This window comes from Ardenticatenales bacterium, assembly GCA_020634515.1.
Taxonomy (GTDB): Bacteria; Chloroflexota; Anaerolineae; order Promineifilales; family Promineifilaceae; genus JAGVTM01.
Genome location: JACKBL010000007.1, coordinates 343,523 through 363,958, shown reverse-complemented (window position 1 = coordinate 363,958; position 20,436 = coordinate 343,523). Strand labels below are relative to the sequence as shown.

Genomic DNA, 20,436 nt, shown 5'->3' with positions numbered 1-20,436 from the left:
ATGAACAATTAGCGGCAAAAGCATCTGCAAGCTACCTTGTGCGAAAGCGAATAGGTGATTACAGGCCAAAGAAAGAGGCGGATAGAAGACATGAAGAAGCAGAATAGCTGGATAGGTTCGTTCCGAGAAGCCAGTGATGAGGTGAACAACTGGCGCGAAAGGCATCCCCAAGCTACCTTCAACGAAATCGAAAGCCGGGTTGATGAGAAACTGGCACGCATCAGGGCGCGGATGATTGAGGACTTGGTGATCGAGAGCCAATTGACAGACTTCAAAGAAATGCCCGCAGCAGAGCGACCGAAGTGGGCGGCAACTGGCGAGTAACGGAAGCCAATCACGATACCTGACCACGACGCATGAGCAAGTCATCGCGTTGAAACGAAGCAAGGGATACTGTTCGCGCTGCCGGGTCAGCTTTTTTCCCCCTGGATGAAGAATTGCGGTTACTGCCAGGGCAGTACACGCCGCAGATACAAGAGGTGATGACGCGATTGGGGAGCAAGATGCCATTTGCGCAAGTAGCAGAGGAAGTGTGGCTGAACCAACGCACGCAGGTCACCGAAACCACTTTGCGCGATACTACCCATCGATATGGCTATGTAGCCGAGGCAATAGAACATGCCGAAGCAGAACGAATCGAGCAAGAGGCGCCGCCGTCTCCCGTGACACCGGAACGGTTACTGATCAGTACGGATGGCGCATTCGTTCATCTGACGACGGGAGAATGGCGCGAAGTGAAAACGATGGTGATTGGCGAATTCGCGCCAGCGTGGCAGCAGCGGGCGGGGAAGCTGGAAGTCAAGACAGAAAACCTGAGCTACTTTTCGCGCAGTTACAGCATCCGAGCATTTGAGGGGGGTGCTCTGGCGGAATTACACCGTCGTGGCCTGCCTAACGCGCGACAGATTGTGACCGTTAATGATGGCTCGGAGTGGATACAGAGCTTTGCCGCCTATCATTTTCCCCAAGCGGTGCGGATTCTCGACTTTTCTCATGCGCTAATGTCTCGTCAAAGCTAAATTGATAGAAATAAGTTTATCAGGTATCTTTCTCCGAAACTGGTCATGGAGGAAAAAGATGCCTAGAAAAAAAGTGTATGAAGTCAAGTTGGGTTCATCAGAGCGAGACCACCTGGAAAACCTGGTCTCAACCGGTGAGGAAAAAGCCCGGAAACTAACCCGAGCGCGCATATTGCTCAAGGCTGATGAAGGTTGGCGCGATGAGGTGATCAGCCAGGCGTTGGATGTTGGTACGGCCACCGTAGGACGGGTGCGACAAGGGTATGTCGAGGGAGGACTGGATGCCGCTCTCAACCGCCAGCCAACGAGTCGGTTATATGAGCGCAAGATTGACGGCAAGACGGAAGCCCATTTGATCGCGTTGGCGTGTGGGTCAGCTCCTGAAGGATATGCCCAGTGGAGTTTGCGTCTGTTGGCTGAACACTTGGTCAAGCTAGAGCAAGTAGAACTGGCGTCGGTTTCCCATGAAACGGTGCGCCAGACGCTAAAAAAAATGAACTTAAGCCCTGGCAGAAGAAGCAATGGGTGATTGCTCCCCAAGCCAATGCGGCGTTTGTTTGCGCCATGGAAGACGTCCTGGACTTGTATCATGAACCTTATGACCCCTTACGACCAGTCGTCTGCTTTGACGAAGGCACGAAGCAACTCATTGGCGAAACGCGCACGCCCTTGCCGATGCAGCCAGGTGAACCCCAACGCTACGATTATGAATACGAACGCCATGGCACCTGCAATCTCTTCATGTTTAGTGAGCCCCTGGCTGCCTGGCGACAGGTGGAGGTGACCGCCCGTCGCACCAAGCTGGAGTATGCCCACTGCCTCAAATACCTGGCCGATGAACGTTATCCCCAGGCCACCGTCATCCGCCTGGTTCAAGATAACCTTGACTCTACTGAAAAAAGGCCAAAAACCGGGTTTTTACACATGAACCACTCTGGTAATTTCCGCCGGACAATCAAAAAACCCGGTTTTTTCAGTGAACTCATGAAGCCTTTGCACCTGAAGAGGCGCGTCGGCTGACCCAACGTTTTGAGTTCCATTACACACCTGTTCATGGCAGTTGGCTGAATATCGCTGAAATCGAGTTGAATGTCCTCAACAATCAATGTTTAGACCGTCGGATTCCCGACAAGCAGACGCTATGCCAAGAGGTGGCGGCTTGGAATGCTGACCGTAACCAACGGGCTGCCTCCGTCAATTGGCAGTTCACCACTCAAGACGCTCGCATCAAACTGAAGAGACTTTATCCATCATTTCAGACTTGACAGGACACTAGGGCGATTGCATGGGTTAATTTTCTAAACCGTGCTTTCCGATAAACGCACAACGTCCAGAGAAGAGCCTGTGGCAAAAGGCTGCCCTTGCACATACGTGGTTAATAATTCGCTGAAAAACGGTCGGTTTAGTTTCGATCATGTTGAGTATGCAATCACCCTAACCGATGACCAATGGAACCTTATTTAACCGCTTTTGCCGGCACGCTCTACGACTGCGCCCCGCCCTGATCGCGGACGGCGAAACGGGTTACATGGCTGACCCAAAGCCCCAACCTTAAAAAATAGCGTAAATGTTCTAAAACGGTTGACAACCGCCGTCAAATGGCCTAAACTTCCGGCCATTGTTGCCAAAGAAGAGCCAAATTGAGCCAAAGCCATAAGCCAGGAGGAGGAGGAGTCCCATGGTCCCTACGGTCGGTCTGTCCTTGCGTGCCGGCACGCACCTTATCACCACGTTTGCCCTATTGCTGCAACTATTGCTGACACCGTTCGCCACGCCCCCCAGCGTGCCGCCGACCCCTGGCCTGCACCAGGCGACGGTCGGCAGGGACATGGCGCCTCGCCTCGCCGCGCCGCTCGCCGGTCCGCAACAGGCGGCCCCCCTGCTGCCCCTGGCGATGAGCCTCTCCCCCGTGACCACCACAGTGGACCTGAACACCCCCCTCACCCTCACCCTTCGCATCACCAACAGCAACCCCATCACCCTCTCCGCGCCGCGGCTGCAACTGCCGGTCAACCCCGCCGTGCGCTACCTCTCCGGGCCAGGGCTGACGGGGGAAGCGGTCCATGAGGCGACATTGGAAATGCCGGCATTCCCCCCCACCAGCACCCACCTCCTCACCCTCACCCTCCACCTCATCGCCGCCCCCGACGCCGCCCCCATCACCCTCCCCTTCCAACTCCACACCGTGGAAACCACCGCCACCCTCACAACCATTACCCTGCAACCGACGCAAGCGCAACCACTGCCGGCACAAGCCCCCGCAGAAAACAACCCCACCCCCTGGGAACCCACCTACACCCCCCCCGGCGCCGCCGCCTACACCGGGGCCGCCACCCACGCCTACAACATCCCCATCCCCCCCGGCAGCGGCGGCCTACAACCCTCCCTCACCCTCGCCTACGGCAGCCGCGGCGTCGACAGCCTCACCGCCCCCCTCATGAGCGACGGCTTCGGCCTCGGCTGGTCGCTGGCGCAACCACAAATCAGCAACGGCAACGCCACCCGCCTGTTCAGCTTCGACGAAGGCTTCACCCCCCACCGCTTCACCCTCAACCTCAACGGCGCATCTTACCGCCTGCAACCCATCGCCCTGGACCCAGACAACCGGCATGGCCGCTACGTCGCCCTGGGTGACGCCAGCCTGCTCATCGAGTACGTGGCCGACATCACCGGCCCCAACAGCACCGGCGAATACTGGCGCGTACGCACCGCCGCCGGCATCACCTACCGCTTCGGCTACAGCGCCGACGCCGAACAAGCCATCGCCCCCATCAACGGCCAACTCAACGCCGGCCAGCCCAAAAACCCAGACATCACCGCCTCCGCCTGGAAACTGGACCGCATCAGCGACCTCTACGGACGACACGTCGTCTACCAGTACGCCACCGCCTGCGGCAAAGCGTACGGCAACCCGAACCAATGCCGCAGCCCCTACACCGAAGTAGACGTCGCCCTCCAGACCCTCTCCTACAACTACATCAACGAAGCGCCGACCACCGTCATCTCATTCAACTATGACGACGCCGCCGGCAACGACGTCTGCTACAACAACGACGCCGCCAAACAAGACACCTACATGACGGCCGGCTGCTTCCGCCCCCGCCGCGTCACCGTGCATCAAGACAACCACCTCGTCTCCGCCACCACCTTCACCTACGACGCCGGCTACACCCATCACGACGACAGCCACAACGTCAGCCTGCACTACTGGTTCCTGAGCGGCATCACCCCCTACGGCGCCGACTTCAACGAGCAAACCGGCAGCGGCACCCCGCTCCCCGCGCAAACCTTCACCTACGCCCAGAACACCCACTACACCAGTTGCCAGGGCGACGACTGCGCCCGCCTGCTCACCCGTGTCAACAACGGCTACGGCGCCGTCACCACCCTCACCTACGAACGGTGGGACAACAGCGACATCAACGCCAAACACCCCGCCGGACGCTGGTTCGCCGTCGCCCGCCTGGACACCTGGGACGGCGTCATGCAAAAATATGGCGTGGAACCGGCCAACATCGCCACCCAGTACACCCGCGAAGACGGGCACGGCTGCTACGACGTCATCAATTCCGGCTGCTACCTCGCGGACACCCTCGCCAGCAGCGCCCTCGTCGGCTTCGACACCGTGACCATTAACACCAGCGAACCCGCCCACGGCGACACGCCCATCTCGGAACAGAGACAGGAATTCCTGGTCAACAACTACTGGCTCAACGGCAAAAACAGCTACACCGCCCTCTACCATGAAGACAACCCGGGGTTAAAACAAGTAACGGAAATGACGTGGGACGTCGTCACCGTGGCTGGAGCTGCCTTCGCGCAACAGCGGCAAGAAGCCCACTACACCCAGGACGGAACCACCCAACACCAACGCACCGAAGACAACTACACCTACTACCCCATCGACTTCAACCCCGGCACCTTCAGCGCCGGCGCCATCCATCGCATCGCCAGCTACGGACCGGGAGACCCGCCCAACGCCCCCCACCACTGCGTCGAATACGCCTACGCCCACAACGTCAGCGGAAGCAACTGGCTCGTCAACCGGCAACTGCGGCAAAGCACCTATGAAAACAGCAACGAAGCCTGCGGCGGCGGCAACCGAATCGCCATGACCCTCTACCGCTACGACAACAGCGCCAACCCCACGGACACCACCCTGGGAATGCTGGGCCAATTGAAATGGACCATGCACTGGTCGGCGGGAGACAGCTACCAGACCACCTACACCAACTACCACGGCAGCGGCAGCGCCTACGACGGCCTGCCGCGCCAGACCAAAACCTTCAACAGCTACAGCCACGACGCCGCCTACGCCAGCGACACACGCACCACCACCACCATCCAACAGTACAACCACCTCGGTCTGCCCACGCAAACGCAAACCACCGCCGCGGACGTGGCCGCGCAAACCACGCAAATCAGCTACGACGCCGTATTCCCCTGGCTGCCGGCCACCATCACCGACGCCAACAGCGCCCAGACCCGCTACGAATACGACCTCTTTGGTCGCCTCACCCACATCTACGCCCCCGACCCCGCCACCGGCGCGGCCACCGAGTTGCAAGCCAGCACTGACTACAGCTACGACCCCGGCGCGCAAGTGTTAACCATCACCCAAACCGCCCACCCCGACCCATCCGACCCGGCGCAAGACCAGACCAGCCGCCGCTTCTACAACGGCCTTGGCCAGGTCGTGCAAGAACGCCGCCTCAACGCGGAAATTGCCGGCAGCGCCGACACCGTCATCTGGAGCCACACCGCATACGACGGACGCGGCCTCCCCATCTGCCAGACCACCCCCCAAAGCGGCGGCGCGCAAAACTTCCAACCCAAAACCTGCGCCAACTACAACCACACCAGCACCCAATACGACCCCTTCGGTCGCGCCACCCACATCACCGCCCCCGACGGCAGCGCCACCACCACCACCTACGGCTTCCCCACCATCACCCCCGCCGCGCAGCCCGAACTGGCCAAAGTCCAGGTCACCGACGCCAACAGCCACACCATCACCTCCTACACCAACGCCTGGGGGCAGCTTTCCGTGGTGCGCGAGTTCTTCGGCGCGGCGCTGGCAGACAACGCAGACACCGTTTATACTTACGACGTTGCCGGCAACCTCACCCAAGTACAAACCTACGACGCCTTCAACGCCGGAACCGGCAACCTGCTGCGCCAGAACAGCATGAGCTACGACACCCTGGGGCGCAAAACCGACATGACCGACGCCGACATGGGTTACTGGACCTACACCTACGACGCCAACGGCAACCTCCTGCGGCAGGAAGCCAACCCCGGCACAGCCGACCACATCACCCTCTGCTTCTACTACGACAACCTCAACCGCCTCACCCACAAAGGCAAACCCCCGTCGCCGAGCGGCAACTGCCAAAACAACCCGCCCCTCTCCGGCCCCAACCACCTCGCCAGCTACGAATACGACACCGCCGCCAACGGCCTCGGACGCCTCGCCGCCATCCGCTGGGGCAGCGACCCAAACAACAACCACGAAACCTTCGCCTACGACCAACGCGGACGCCTCACCGGCCACACCCGCACCATTGACAGCCACCCCTTCACCCTCGCCATCACCGCCTACGACAACCTGGACCGCCCCCTCACCACCGTCTACCCCGACGGCGAACTCGTGCAGACGACCTACGACCAGGAAGGCGAAAACACCCTCACCGCCGGCGCCAACGCCATCATCACCGACATCGCCTACAACCAGCGCGGCCAGATGACCACCCTGGCGCGGGGCAACGGACGGGACGCCACCTACAGCTACTACAACGCCACCGGCAGCAACGGCAACAGCAACTTCCGCCTGCAAAGCATCCACACCGCCACCCTGCCCGGCAAAGAAGACCTCCTCTCCCTCACCTACGAATACGACCCCGTGGGCAACATCACCCAAATCGTCGATAATCTGTTGGCGACAGACAAAAAACAGGAATTCGAGTACGACGCACGCAACCGGCTCACCCACGCCTGGACGCCCCCCGCCGCCATCGACCCCTACGACCACGACATCGTCTACGACAAACTGGGCAACATCAGCCACTACGACGGCGCCAGCTACACCTACCATCCCGTGAAAAAAGACGCCGTCATCGCCATCAGCGGCGGCCAACAGTTCGCGTACGACGCCCACGGCAACATGATAGACCGCAGCGACAGCACAGGCGACTACACCCAACTCTTCGACAGCGAAAACCGCCTCATCAGCGTCACCACCGGCGGGCAAACCACCCAATTCTTCTACGACGCCGCCGGCCAGCGCGTGCAGACCATCCACCCCGACGGGCGCATCACCTATTCCCCCTTCCCCCAATACGAAGAAGAACACATCCCCATCCCCCCCACGCCCACCCCCACCGCCACCAACACCCCCACCCGCACCCCGACGCCCACACGTACGCCCACGCCCACCCGTACCCCTACCCCAACCAACACGCCCACTCGCACCCCCACCCCAACCAACACCCCTACGCGTACCCCCACCCCAACCAACACCCCTACGCATACCCCGACGCCCACCCACACCCCTACGCATACCCCGACACCCACCCACACGCCCACCCCATCATCCACCGCTACCCCGCCGCCAACAGCCACGCACACGCCGACAGTCACTCCCACCCCGCTGCCTGCCTGTCCGCCAGCGTTGACCTCGCCCCTCAACGGCGGCATCGCTCTCGTCAAAACCTTCTCCTGGCAGCCCTGCGCCGCCGCCGTCCGCTACGCGCTCAACATTCGCGGCGACGGCCTGCCCCCACAAGGCATCACCATCCCCACCGCGGAGACCAACACCACCGCCCCCTGGCTCAACCTCATCCCCGGCGGCAGCTACGCCTGGAACGTGAAAGCGTGCTACACCCCGGATTGCAGCAGCGACAGCGACTGGTCCGCCCCCTTCACCTTCTGGTACCTCTACCAGCCCACCGCCACACCCCCCGCCGCCACGCCCACGCCCACGCCAGAAATAAGCACCATCGCCCCCACCCCCACCCCCTACGAATGCCCCACCACCCTACAAGAGCCACCCGACGGCTCCACCCAAAACGAACCGCCAACCCTCCTGTGGACCGACCCCTGCGCTCCCGGCGGCGGCGGCAACGGCCCCCTCAGCGGCGGCTGGTATGAAGTGGAGATAACCGGGCAGAACCAGCCCCCCATCACCCTCATCATCGCCGCCGAGCAGCTCGACACCGGCTGGCTGCTCCTCCTCCCCGACAGCTACACCTGGCGCGTCCGTGCCTGTCAGGACGAAGACTGCGTCCAGGCCGGCCCCTGGCCCGACGCCTGGTCGTTTACCTACCAGGAAGCTCCCACCCCCATGCCGCAAAGCCCGCAAGCCCACGGAGACGACGGCGGCGGCATCCAAACCGAATACGGCATCACGCGGCGCAAAGTCTACTTCCTCACCGGGCAAGCCGTCGCCGTGCGGCGGATTGTGGAAAACGGCTCTACCAATCTCCTGCACATCCACGCGGACCATTTAGGCAGCAACAGCGTCATGAGCCTCAACAACGGTGGAGACATAGTCAACGGCAGCCGCACCCGCTACCTCCCCTTCGGCGCCTACCGCACCGCCCCCACCCAAACCTATACCGACCTGGGCTACACCAGCCAGAAGCACAATGACGACCTCGGCCTCATTTATTACAACGCCCGCTACTACCTGCCCGGCGTGGGGCGGTTCCTGAGCGCGGATACGATTGTGCCGGATGCCGGCAATCCACAAAGCTTCAACCGCTATAGTTATTCCTTAAATAATCCCCTCAAATACGTTGACCCGTCGGGACATCGAAGCTGCACAGCTGAACAAGCATCCTCTGGTGATGAAACATGTAACCAAAACTATCCAGAAGAAATACCCGAAGATCAGAATCTTGCTTACTGGCAAGAAAGAGACAAAGCATTGCAATACTACTGGGCTAACTTTCGCTATCCCTTCGATGGTGGACAGCGTTTGACTTCAAGATTTAGTCCGGCACATCCAACAGGTGTTGATTGGGGCGGGGATATCACAGTGCTGGCGCCAGCTCCTGGTACGGTAACAAGGGCAGGTTTGGACTCACCAGCTGGCATGTGGCGAATTCAGCACATCGAGACCGGAGAAATACGAACGTACGGTTCGGGGGTATTGCGCGAAAGGGATCGAGGCGAAGATGGATTGCTCGAACCAGAGCGATTTCTGGCTACGGGTCAATGGCGAGATTTGGAACCTGGCTGGAGCCACACAACAGGCACAGTAATCAATATAGATCATGGACACAATCTGCAAACTCGTTATCATCATCTTGCCATAGACGATACGACAATCGCAGTGGGTACAGTTGTAAACCAGGGAGATCTCCTGGCAGTGACTGAGAATAACGGCTGGAGCACCGGTGTACACCTTCACTATGGGCTTTGGTTTCAATACCAGGGGCGAGGAGAGTGGCTTAACCCAACACGGCCGACAGTTCGTTCAGGGCCGTTTCAGTAACTGTAATAAAGGAAACGAGGAAATACTATGAGGATAAACACTTCTTTCACCTTCTGTGTAACCTTTATCTGTTTTTTGCTGCTGGTTTCAGCGTGCCAACCGGTAACAAACTCAAGTGACAGTGAAAAGCATACACCAGGTGGAAGCCCCGAGGTGGCGGTTCAACTAACTGAATCACCTCGCGCAACCCTAACTTTAATTCCGCCCCCGTCTCATACTGAGACGCCTACTCAGCCTGCCACCTTGCCAGTGCCGTCACCAACACCTGAAGCAACTCCCCTGGCTACGCTGATGCCAACTAATAGACCTACGCGTACTCCATTAGGAGGATGGTTGGTCTTTCAATCAAGGCGACACGACACCAATGGTGATGGGGTCATTGACTTACAAGACGGTATTCATCTGTATACCTTGAACCTGGCAACCAACGAACTCAACCAGTTAACGTCAGGTGATCACTTTGACAGACATCCGGCGTGGTCTCCGGATAGAACCCACATAGTTTTTGTGTCAAATCGCGATGGAAACGATGATCTATTCACTATAAATGCGGACGGGACCGGCCTGGAGAAGTTAACAAATACAGATCAAGGAAAGGAGACACCGAGTTGGTCTCCCGATGGCACACAGATTGCTTACACAATCGTTGATAGGCTTGACTCAGGTGTAGAGAGACGAAGCCTTCACCTGCTATCAATTGAAGACAAACAGACACGGCTTCTTGAAACCAGTGGTCTAACGAATAGTTTCGAACCTCAATGGTCCCCTGATGGACGATACCTGCTTTTTACAGGACAAACAGAATTGAGAGAGGGGGAAGAAATAAGTTATGATTACGCAATCTATCTTTTTGAGATGTCCACAAATGCTATGCACCGGTTAACTTCATCTTGGCCTCGAATTGACCAGCCTAAGTGGTTACCGCGTGATGATTATTTTCTCTCCTTCCTGCAATCGCCTGGGATATTCTCATCAGTAAGCGTTAACGTTTTTGAACTTCGGCGGAATGGAGAAAGTTTCCTTTTACATCCGGTATTTGTTATGGAAGACGCTACCGGTCAATATGTGTGGGGATCCAATGGTGAATGGTTCATATCCGTGCTAGAGAACAATCTTCAAGGAACATCAGTAGAAGCGTATTTCAGTTCTCTGGATTTAGCGGTTGCGCCAGTTGATTTTGCAAGCCAACAACATCCACCGTCACCGCCTGGTAGTTCCTACGCATATTCGTTTGTTGAGGAAGGCAGGCTAATCACTGAAAACGAATTCTATGATGACCATCCAGAATGGGCACCTTAACCATAGAAGGAACGGCGGCACCCAGCGGGATGGAAGTAATATACTCCCCAACCTGCCATGGGCGGGTCTTCATGGTGGGCGGTGGCATGGCCTCTGGCCGCGTCACTTGTCTCGCCGGTCGCGGGTTTTGCGTAATCTGTAACCACTTGTTCTTTCTTTTGGCATTGCCCAAAAGAAAGAACCAAAGAAAAGGCTAGGCCCCCGCACCCCTGGCTTGTTTCAGGGCAAGAGTAACGGTTGTACGGAAAACGTCATTGGCTCGTTAACAAAATGATTTATCTCCCTGGCTGTTCCATTAGGTTCCGTTGACATTTCAACGAAGCCAAATAAAAGCACCGGCAAGGTGCAAAAAAGCCATATATCGTCGCGCTAACTTTTCAAAACGAGTGAAAATCCGACGATACCACTTGATTTTGTTGATAAAGCACTCGACCAAATGACGCTCTTTGTAGGCATGCTTGTCATATGCTCGTTTTTCTGTCCGATTGGACTTGGGCGGGATAATCGCTTCCGCTTCTTTTTCGGAGATAAAGGCGAGCAACTCGTCAGAATCATATGCTTTATCGGCAATAGCCCGGTCAAATTCATATGGTTCCAGCAGGGCTTCGGCCTGAGTCACATCATGTCGTTGCCCACCGGTTAGGATGTACTGTAAGGGATTACCCAGTGCATCGACGACAACATGGATCTTGGTAGTAAAACCACCACGACTACGACCCAGAGCTTGCTCTACCTGAGCGCCGTTTTTTTTGCTCCACCAGCCGCGCTCATATGAGTACGAATTACGGTGCTATCAATGATTGCACTTTCCATATCCGGGTCTAGCACGAAATGGTCGTGCAAGGCTGCCCAAATACCATGCTCTTCCCAGCGGGAAAAACGTTTATAAATGCTATTCCAGTTACCATAGCGCTCTGGTAATTCGCGCCACTGAATTCCTGTTCGCATGAGCCAGTGAACACCTTCTACAAAACGGCGGGTGGCCTCTTGATTATTAGCGTAGGTACGTGGATGTGCCTTTAAGAACCTGTATATCGGGCGTTCGCTCATTTTGCCTACTAAACGCCAAATATGGCATAAGGATGGAGAAACTCGGCTTTATCGCCACATGTGGCAGTGCCATATATGGGCAAATTTGAGATAATCCTCGATTTCAGCCACATATTGCACGTTTTTTCGAAATAAGCGAACGGTGGGTGTATATTTTTCGCCATTGATCATCGGCGATTTTGATAGTTGACATTGTAACATTATCGGGTTTTTTCCCTTTTTCTTCAAATGTCAACGGAACCTAGTATGTGAAAACAAACACCAACACCAACACGCCCACAGCTATCCATTATCAGGTGCAACAAGCAATTGAGCAAATGGTTGCCACGCTGCCGAAAGGAACCGATTTAGGAATCTGTGATGTCATCAGCGCGATGTACAGCGGATACTTTGTCGAATCAGGCGGTGGCATCATGCCCGCGGTCGACCCGTATTTGAGCGCATTCATTGATGATGAGGCAGAACGAGCCGCAAGGAGTCGTCGGGCAGCCAAAGCGATCACGTACGGTCAGTTCAATCTGGCGGAGTTGCTCGACGAGTTGAAAAAGCAAGTAGACGCGGCTGGTCAATGGCAGGCAACGGTGATTCAAGGGTACCAGCTGAAACCCGTCGATATGACGGCATACAAAAGGGCACGAGTGAAAGGGCTGAAGAGCAAAACGTATGATTCAGATGCCCACAAAGCGGTGCCCGGTGTGCCATTTGGCATGATGGGGACAACAGGGCGTGTTGGAGAACAACGGGTCGCCATCCTGGAACTACTGGTCCGCGGGAATACGAGTCAAAACGCGCCATCCGCGGAGATGGAAAAGGTGTACAAGCAGGTCGGCAAAAAGCTGACGGAGACAGACCTGGCCCTCTTTGATGCTGGATTTTCATTGGTAGATGCGGTTAGACATGGGGTGAATAACTGTGTGGTACGGTTAGCCAAGAACTGCACCTTCGGCAAAACAGCAGGCAAGATACCGCCGCGAACCTCCAACAAGGGGCCAACGCCCAGCCGCCACCAGGCTGAAGTGGTGCGCCCATTGGCGCGAAAGCATGGGGACAATCTTCTGCCTGCGTCCAAACCAACGCAAACGCACACGCTTGTTGCTGAGGATAGCGTCGAAATAAAGGTTGAGGTCTGGTCCCCCGTCTACTAGCGGCGGTCGGCATTATGTCCACCACCCGACCGCGCTCACGCGCTTGCCGGCACTGACCATGATTTTCGGGTCGCTATTGAAATATCTGGCGGCGACCCTACCGCCAATCCGGACTGGCTTCTGGGACAGAGCTGCCAAACCGACGTATGGACGCCTGATGAAGCATTTAAAAAAAGTTGGTCTGCCACTTTCCAACCAACTTTCTAAGAAGGCTTCGGTTACGGCACATTTGCCGCCTGGATACGAAGCTATCCGGCTCGCAAAGGCCTGATTTCGGGTTTGAAGCACCAAAATTCAAACCCCATTTACGGAAAACTAAAGTTAAGCCAACTGGCATGAGTGGGCAGGTGGACAGCAACCAGATTGGGATAAGCGGCCTGCAAACGGACGGGAGAGGTATGGGGATGATGGGAAGAACCATTATCCAGAATCCAAAAAACGCGGGAAGCGGAAGCATAGGGTTCTTGCTGCATCACCGCATCAACCAGTTGACCAAAGGGGACAATACCTGTTGTATCCCCCACCTGACCAAACACCTTTGCCCGAAAAACATCCAGGGCAGCCAGATAAGCGACGGTCCCATGTCGTTTGTATTCAAACTCAAGCAGCCCCGCCTGCCCGGGTTGGGGTGGTACGGTTGCATGGCGTCGTTCCAAGACCTGCAAGCCAGACTTCTCGTCGGCAGAGATGACATAATCCTGCTCTCCTAAGGGAGACCCTTGCCATTGGCGATGATACAAGTCCACCACTCGCTCGGCCTTGACTTGGAAGTCTGGGTCGCGGGGAAACAACCAGAGACGATACAACCAGGGGCGGATGGCATCGTCATGGAGCAATCGCCACAAGGTACTCAGACTCAGGTGCGGCACGATGCCCGCTTCAATGACCCAGTTCCGTATTTCACTGAGCGAGAAACGGCTCAATGGTTTCTCCAGTAGCGCCGGACGCTCGCAGACCACCGCTTTGATTTCTGCTGTCTGCAAGGGGGTTCTCTGCACGGGACGACCAGGACGAGGGGCATCTTGCAGACAGGCGGTGGCTGCTTGTCCAGCAGCCCGCCTTTGTAAAAACCAACGATGCCAATTGATGACCGTACTGCGATGGCATTCCAAACGGATAGCAATCTCAGCAACAGCAACCCGCTTGTTTGTCCACAAGACAATACGGGCCCGGTCTGCGAGGCGTCGTTCTGTTTTGCCGACGCTTTTGAGTTGACGCAGTTCTTGTTTTTCCTTGCCGCTCAGATGGATATAATACTTGTAGGGTGTCATTAGTGCCTCCGTAATGGGTGGTCGATACACTAATGATGCCCTTTGATTGTTAACATGCCATTAGTTTGCTAATCATGAAGTCGAAAAACTTTTGAAAAGGTGTACTAGATGCGGTGGCCGCGGCAGGCCAGGTGGCATATGGCGAGGGTTCAGAACCGTTTCGGCAATGGTTTGCACGGATGGCCCATCAACTCAAACCACCGCAACGAACCATAGCGGATATTTGCCTGCTGCCATACCACGTCGAGGGGGATGAAAAACGGGCACTCATTGACCAGTCCCGCCGTTACTTGCAAACACGGACGGAGATGATTGATTATGCCCACTTCCAGGCGCATGGCTTTCCCATTGGTTCTGGCTCGGTAGAAAGCAGCCACAAATTGGTTGTACACAGCCAAATGAAACAGGCGGGGATGCGTTGGGCGAAACATCATGTTGACCCCCTGTTGGCCCTGCGTAACCTGGTCTGTAATGGGCGTTGGTCGGATGGTTGGTCACAAATTGTCACCGCCCACTGGCAACAAAGACGCGCTGCGTTTCGGGCCCAGGCCAAACGGCAACGCCCTTCAGCATCGCCAATCACCTTTGCCTCAGTCAAGGTAGCGCCTGTTTCATCACAGCCACACCCGCCACAACCAGACAGGAAAAGGGGAGAACCCTATCGTCCGGCGCCTGACCATCCTTGGCGGCGAGACATTTGGCCCACAAAAGAGGTTTGGCGCTGGAGTTAGTTCCCGTCAACAAAATCCCGCGCACCCATAGTCTTGACAGCCCGAAGCTATTGTGCAGCATCATGGTGGACGCGGCGTCTTCCCTGTCACCGTCGCTATTAGCGGCGAACCAGAGACTTCTTGCCTTACGTGCTCAGGTCCAGGTCCGGCACGAGGTAGATCGGCGTGCTATGGAACAGGCAGAAATGCCGTCGCCATCTACTATCTCCTTCATGGCCGCCCACCCGGACCACCTGGGGTGGGGCAGCCACGCCCTCACTGCCGCCCTGCGCCGCCAGCGCCCGCCATCACCCCGCCGGCGTCGCCGCCGCCAGAGACGCCAGCGCCCCCCACGCCCCCCGCCGCCATCACCCTGTACCCCGACATCGCCCTGGCTATGTTGCGCCAGGAGCAAGCCACGCCCGGCCGCCTCTGGCTGCTGCTGCAGCATCTGGACCAGGATGGCCGCGGATGGATTCGCATAGATCTGGCGCGAGCGAGGCTGACGCGCGCAGACGCCCCCCTGCGCATCTGCGGCTGGCGGCAACTCCGCAAGGTGCTGCGCGCCGGGGAGGGAACGTTCTGGCAGCGGGACGCAACGCGCATCTGGCTGCGGGCTACGGTGAAAGTGGCCCTGTCCCTGGGTGTGACGCGGCTGACCGGGCGTCCCGTCGAACTGCCCGTGACGGGCCTCACGGCCAGCATGGGCGTGGTGCGCGCCCATTTCTACGCCAGCTTCCACAGTGGGCGGGGCAGCGAGCGGCAGCCGGGCAGCAAGCCGATTGCCCGCGAGACGCTGGTGCGGGTGACGGGGGTGAGCCGGCGCTGCCAACGGGAATACGAGAAAATCGCCCATGTCCACGCCCAGACCAATTACGCCATCGGTCCCTGCCTGGATGGGGAAACGGCGCAAGAGCTGGCCTGGGAACAAGGGCAGGCGCTCTTTACATTGAAGGATTATCGCGGCTACCAGGGCCGACGGCGACAGCGTTACCTGGCCTGGCAGTTGCCCAACAGTTATCACGCCCCCCACGCTCCCCGCGGGCGGGGCCGCCAGAAACACCTCAATCGCCGACTCAAGTTGGCGCGCCAACAAGACGACCTGCGTGAAACAAGGGACGCGGGCAACGTTGCGGCGGCGGAGGAGGGGATGGCGGCACGCCGACGACGGTACTATGACCGGGGGGCGGCCGCCGCGCGCGCGTTCAGTCGCCAGCCAAAGGCCACCGTTTATTGGCCGGGTGGGGGCGGGGGCGCGGCGCAGCGGGGGATGTGGTACGCCCTGGCGGCAGCGCACGCATGAGTGCTGTCTCGGTCTTTTTTTCACGCCTCTGGCTAAAGGATTCCCTGTATTAGTCACCGGCGGACAGGCAGGGGAGATCCGGTTCGCGCAATAAGGTTCCTACTGGATAGGCTGGATCGCTGCTGTGGACAATGACCGCGCCGCTAAGGGGTGGCTGGTAGACGGCGAGCCAGCGGCTGTGGGGGGCATAGCGGTGGGCCGCGCCTACGAGTAGCCATTGGGGGAGGCTGCCGCTGAGGAGGATGTTGCTGGATGCCGGCATTTGGGGCAGCGGCAGCCGTTGCGGTTGGTACAGGTCCAGGTACTGACTGTCGCGGCCCATCTCGATTAGCCAGGTGCTGCCATCCATTTGACTGGCAACGGACCAGCCCCTTTGGCAGGCCGCGGGTGGGGGGAAGTCGTGGCGCGGATGCAGGGTGAGCGCGGGCGGGGCGATCCAGCCATAGCGGGGATCAAATAGGAAGAGGGATGCCGGCATTCCCCGCAATGCCGCTGCTGTTACGGCCCAATTTGGCGCGCGTCCGTACAGGGAGCGCGGAGCATGGGGCGGGATGGTGGCGAGAAATGCCGGCAGCATCTCCGGTTTCCAGAACCGGATGCCCGTTTCCCCCGGCGGCGGCCACATTTCCAGGTCCATGACAACCTGCGTCGGCGCCGTCGCGAAATTTTCCGCCGTCAACGCCGGGCGCGAAAAGGCGAAAATAGATTGCAGCAGCCGCAGCAAGGCGACAAAAACAACATCGCCGTCCATCTCACCGGGCGTTATCTTTCCTAACACGCCCTGCAATATGGGTGTCCGTGTTGTCGCTGTGGAGACGGTTGTGCTATCTGAGAATAGTTCCGCGATGATGGGCACGTGGTTGCGCCGCATGATGGCCCGCCACGTCGCCAGGTGTTGCTGATGCACCGTGGGTTGTTCTTGGTTTTTGCCGATAAGGAGAACGGCGTGGGTGCAGGCCTGGAAGATCGTTTCTTGCCACGGTTTGGGTTTGCCGCCGGCGTCCACCAGCAGGGGATAGTGGCGGCGTTGGATGGCCGCCGTTATGTGGGTGACGAATTCCGGGTTCCATTGGCCCGGATACCGCAGTTCTTGCACTAATGTGCGGTCTATCTGGTGAGACCAGTCGCCTTCTCCGTCGGGGGCGGCGCGGATGACGAAGTGGGCTGTTTGCCGCGCGCGCAATGCTTGGGTAAGGCTATAGGTGAGCAAGGATTTGCCCGAATTGGGTGGCCCCCCGATCAAGATGGCGGGAAATGGGATGTGCATTTCCTTTCTCCGTGGGGTTGATCGGTTGGAGAGGTTGTTTTGATTTTGGGGTGAGGTGCGGGAAAATGCCGGCATCAGCCCATTTCCCACATTCCTGTACAATACGCCCTGGCAGGCGAGAAGAAGCTTTGCGGACATTATACCGCCGATTTCTTAAACAGTCTGTAACTGCTAAGCCAGATTGGACCCATTTTCTCTGGTGAAATTGGTCCAATCTAGTCGTTCACTACTCAAACAGGCAGGCGCATATGGCGGAGGCACTGATAGCCACACTTGGCAGCGAGGCACAAGTCGTGACAATTGTGCTTGATTTGCTGGCCGCCGCGGGGCATTCCGTCGCGGTACTCCGCGTTATTCACACCGATGCGCGCCAGGAGCCAACCCGCTCCGCGCTTGCTCGTCTGCGACCAGAGATCGCCCAGTATCCCCACCTGGATTACCGGGAGGTTGCGGTCACTTTTTCTGGCGAGCCGTTAGCCGATATTGAAAATGAACTGGGGGCGCAGGCGACTTTTGCCACCATTTACGAAGAGGCGCGCCGTTGCAAGGTGGCGGGACACCGGCTGCATATTTGCGTTGCCGGAGGGCGAAAGGTGATGGCCGTCTATGGTATGACGACGGCGCAACTGCTTTTTGACGAGGAGGACCGGTTGTGGCATCTGGTCTCTTTTGGCGCGTTGCTGGCGGAACGGCGAATGCACTTGCAAACGGAAGACAGGGCTTTGCTCATCCCGATTCCCGTCCTCGGTTGGAGTGATGTGCCTGCCGCACTGACGGAGGTGGGGCGGGCTGATTCGGCTGTTGTTGCCGTGCGGGCGGCGCAAATGAGAAAGCAGGCGCAAGGGGCGCAACGGGTAGTTGCTTTTGTTGAGCAGACATTAACGCCGAAGGAGCGCGAGGTGGCACGGCTGGGGACGCTGAATCCTGATTGGACTTATGAGCAGATTGCGCTCTTTTTGGGGAAGCGGCCGAGAACGGTGGATAGTCAGTTGCAGGCGGTTTATCGGAAGTTGGAGGAGGCTTTCGGTATCCAGGGGGCCAGCCGGGGGGCAATGATGCGGATGTTGGGCCGTTACTGGCGAGAGGATTTGTTTAGGGGAAGTTCCTGATTCGCGAGGGGGAAATTTGGGATAGGATTGGGGATAAAGATAAAAGCGGGTTTTTGGCCGGGAGATGCCGGCATTTTCCATGAGGCGTTAAGATGGGCAGCTTGAAAGATATGCAGCGCCAAAGGTTTTGTTTTTCGCCGTCTGGCGCTGTTGTGTTTGTGGATATTGTGACGGGTTTGGGTAGAGAGGAGAGAAATGCCGTTGGAAACGATTCCAGACAGACTCAAAAGTGATCACCTGTTCTTGTTGGTAGGGGGGAATCCGCTGCCGAACCTGGTATCAGCCTTGTTGTTGGCCAGATCAACAGCTACCATTTGGTTGCTTCATTCGAAGGGCGAGGACAAGGAGCCAAGCACGCAGAAGTTGGCCGAAAATCTTGAGGATGCCTTGCAGAAAAAAAACGGTGATTGGACAATACGACTGGAGCCTGTTCCTACCGTGAGCAATCTGGACATAGAGAATCGGATTGCAGAAATCCTCAAGGAAATAGACAAGCATCCACCCGGACGAGTTGGATTTAACTATACGGGTGGGACAAAACCCATGGCCATTCATACTTATCGGGTTATGTCCGCCAAGTGGGAACAAAAATCTCCTCCACCTGTTTTTTCCTACCTTGATCCCCAATGTCTGGCGCTGCGCATTGATGGAGGAAGGGGTGTTGAAGAGGCGGAGTTTTCGGTATTGAAAATGCCGGCAATCCGTCAGGCTGTTGCCTTAAATGTCGATGAACTTGCTGCCCTGCACAATTTTACGCCGACGAATAACCAGGAAAAATGGGCAACGACAGATGATGTCCCAGAACTGATTAACTTGTGCCGTGCCCTACTGGATTTACACATGACCCCGATAGGCGTGGAAACCTGGCGGAAGTGGATGTTTGACGAAAAACTTCGCGCCGTACCAGATCCAGCCCAATACCCGTTATTGAGTGGGGTGCGGGCGGCCATGGATGGTTTATGTGGAGGAACAGCTACGCCAGAATGTATTGCCGGCATTTTGTTGCCTCACAAACCCTCCCTGCCATCTTGCGCCAAATGGTTCATTGGTGGCTGGCTGGAGGCATACGTCCACGCATCGCTGCGCCAACTACAAAATGATTTTCCGGTTGAAGTGAGTGTGGGGCTCCAGTACAAACAGCCAGGTTTAGGCATGAGTCTTGATTTGGATAATGCTATGATGTTTGGCTACCAGCTTTTCGCCTTATCTTGCATGGTATCGGATGGGAAGAACAGGAAAGGCACGGTAAAGGAACATCTTCTGGAAGTTTATGTCAGGGCCAGGCAGTTGGGCGGCGATGAAGCCCGGGTTGCGTTAGTTTGCTATTATGATAATGCTCGCTTGTTAGAACAGGAGCTAATGCGGAGTTGGGATGCGAAGGGAAAGATTCGGGTTTTTGGTAAGTCAGAACTGCCAGAGCTTTCCCGCCACTTGGCTGATTGGCTGCGCACTACCAATCTATGAGGAGGATACGTGACCACAAAAACCTTGACCCATATTGAAGTGACCGGGATCCAAAACTACATATTTGGCAGCAACAATTTGCAGCAAAACATCGGGGCCTCCGAGCTGGTGCGGCAGGTGACGCAGGATTGGGTGGCAAATACACTGAATGAAATGGGGAAGCGCCATAATTTGCGGCAGGACGAGAAAACAAGGGAATGGCTACCCGTGGCTGCGGCTGCTGATGACGAGGCAGAGGTGATTTATGCCCGTGGTGGCAATGCCTTGATCCTGTTTGCCGGCATTCCCGATGACGTCGCCAT

The 20,436-nt window shown here is 57.3% G+C and carries 13 protein-coding genes and 1 pseudogene; 9 read left to right on the top strand and 5 right to left on the bottom strand.

The window, feature by feature from the left end; all coding sequences use genetic code 11:
- The first annotated feature begins 90 nt into the window (after positions 1 to 90).
- The 5 genes and pseudogenes from H6650_18975 (at position 91) to H6650_18955 (ending at position 10,815) form a co-directional block, all read left to right on the top strand.
- Positions 91 to 324, top strand: a complete 234-nt coding sequence (locus H6650_18975; GenBank protein MCB8954092.1) for a hypothetical protein — start codon at positions 91 to 93, stop codon at positions 322 to 324.
- 113 nt (positions 325 to 437) lie between these two features.
- Positions 438 to 1,019 carry a hypothetical protein gene (locus tag H6650_18970; GenBank protein ID MCB8954091.1) on the top strand — a complete coding sequence of 194 codons (582 nt, stop codon included), beginning with the start codon at positions 438 to 440 and terminating at the stop codon, positions 1,017 to 1,019.
- A gap of 58 nt (positions 1,020 to 1,077) precedes the next feature.
- Positions 1,078 to 2,284 (top strand): annotated as a pseudogene (locus tag H6650_18965) (IS630 family transposase).
- 413 nt (positions 2,285 to 2,697) lie between these two features.
- Positions 2,698 to 9,516 (top strand): peptidoglycan DD-metalloendopeptidase family protein, encoded by a 6,819-nt coding sequence (locus H6650_18960; protein ID MCB8954090.1) that lies wholly within the window; start codon positions 2,698 to 2,700, stop codon positions 9,514 to 9,516.
- A 27-nt stretch (positions 9,517 to 9,543) separates the two neighbouring features.
- Entirely contained in the window at positions 9,544 to 10,815 is a 1,272-nt protein-coding gene (locus tag H6650_18955) for a PD40 domain-containing protein (protein ID MCB8954089.1), read from the top strand.
- 313 nt (positions 10,816 to 11,128) lie between these two features.
- Here the strand turns inward: H6650_18955 and H6650_18950 are convergent, their stop codons facing one another.
- Positions 11,129 to 11,536 (bottom strand): IS5 family transposase, encoded by a 408-nt coding sequence (locus tag H6650_18950; GenBank protein ID MCB8954088.1) that lies wholly within the window; start codon positions 11,534 to 11,536, stop codon positions 11,129 to 11,131.
- 8 nt (positions 11,537 to 11,544) lie between these two features.
- Positions 11,545 to 11,865 carry a transposase gene (locus H6650_18945; GenBank protein ID MCB8954087.1) on the bottom strand — a complete coding sequence of 107 codons (321 nt, stop codon included), beginning with the start codon at positions 11,863 to 11,865 and terminating at the stop codon, positions 11,545 to 11,547.
- Positions 11,866 to 12,113: 248 nt separating this feature from the next.
- Here H6650_18945 and H6650_18940 point away from each other — a divergent pair, with 248 nt between their 5' ends.
- Positions 12,114 to 13,010 (top strand): hypothetical protein, encoded by an 897-nt coding sequence (locus tag H6650_18940; GenBank protein MCB8954086.1) that lies wholly within the window; start codon positions 12,114 to 12,116, stop codon positions 13,008 to 13,010.
- Between the two features lie 305 nt (positions 13,011 to 13,315).
- Here H6650_18940 and H6650_18935 read toward each other — a convergent pair whose 3' ends face one another.
- A complete protein-coding gene (locus tag H6650_18935; GenBank protein MCB8954085.1) occupies positions 13,316 to 14,281 on the bottom strand; it encodes an IS630 family transposase in 966 nt (321 codons plus the stop codon).
- A gap of 149 nt (positions 14,282 to 14,430) precedes the next feature.
- Positions 14,431 to 14,715 (bottom strand): hypothetical protein, encoded by a 285-nt coding sequence (locus tag H6650_18930; GenBank protein ID MCB8954084.1) that lies wholly within the window; start codon positions 14,713 to 14,715, stop codon positions 14,431 to 14,433.
- Between the two features lie 535 nt (positions 14,716 to 15,250).
- On the opposite strand from H6650_18930, the gene H6650_18925 reads away from it, so the two are divergent.
- Positions 15,251 to 16,294 carry a hypothetical protein gene (locus tag H6650_18925; GenBank protein MCB8954083.1) on the top strand — a complete coding sequence of 348 codons (1,044 nt, stop codon included), beginning with the start codon at positions 15,251 to 15,253 and terminating at the stop codon, positions 16,292 to 16,294.
- A 49-nt stretch (positions 16,295 to 16,343) separates the two neighbouring features.
- Here the strand turns inward: H6650_18925 and H6650_18920 are convergent, their stop codons facing one another.
- Positions 16,344 to 17,561, bottom strand: a complete 1,218-nt coding sequence (locus H6650_18920; protein ID MCB8954082.1) for a hypothetical protein — start codon at positions 17,559 to 17,561, stop codon at positions 16,344 to 16,346.
- Between the two features lie 248 nt (positions 17,562 to 17,809).
- Between H6650_18920 and H6650_18915 the strand changes: the two genes are divergently transcribed.
- The gene (locus H6650_18915) at positions 17,810 to 18,670 is read left to right on the top strand and encodes a CRISPR-associated protein Csx14 (protein ID MCB8954081.1); all 861 of its coding nucleotides are present in this window, start codon (positions 17,810 to 17,812) and stop codon (positions 18,668 to 18,670) included.
- Between the two features lie 195 nt (positions 18,671 to 18,865).
- Positions 18,866 to 20,134 (top strand): DUF1887 family protein, encoded by a 1,269-nt coding sequence (locus H6650_18910; GenBank protein MCB8954080.1) that lies wholly within the window; start codon positions 18,866 to 18,868, stop codon positions 20,132 to 20,134.
- Positions 20,135 to 20,436: the final 302 nt, after the last annotated feature.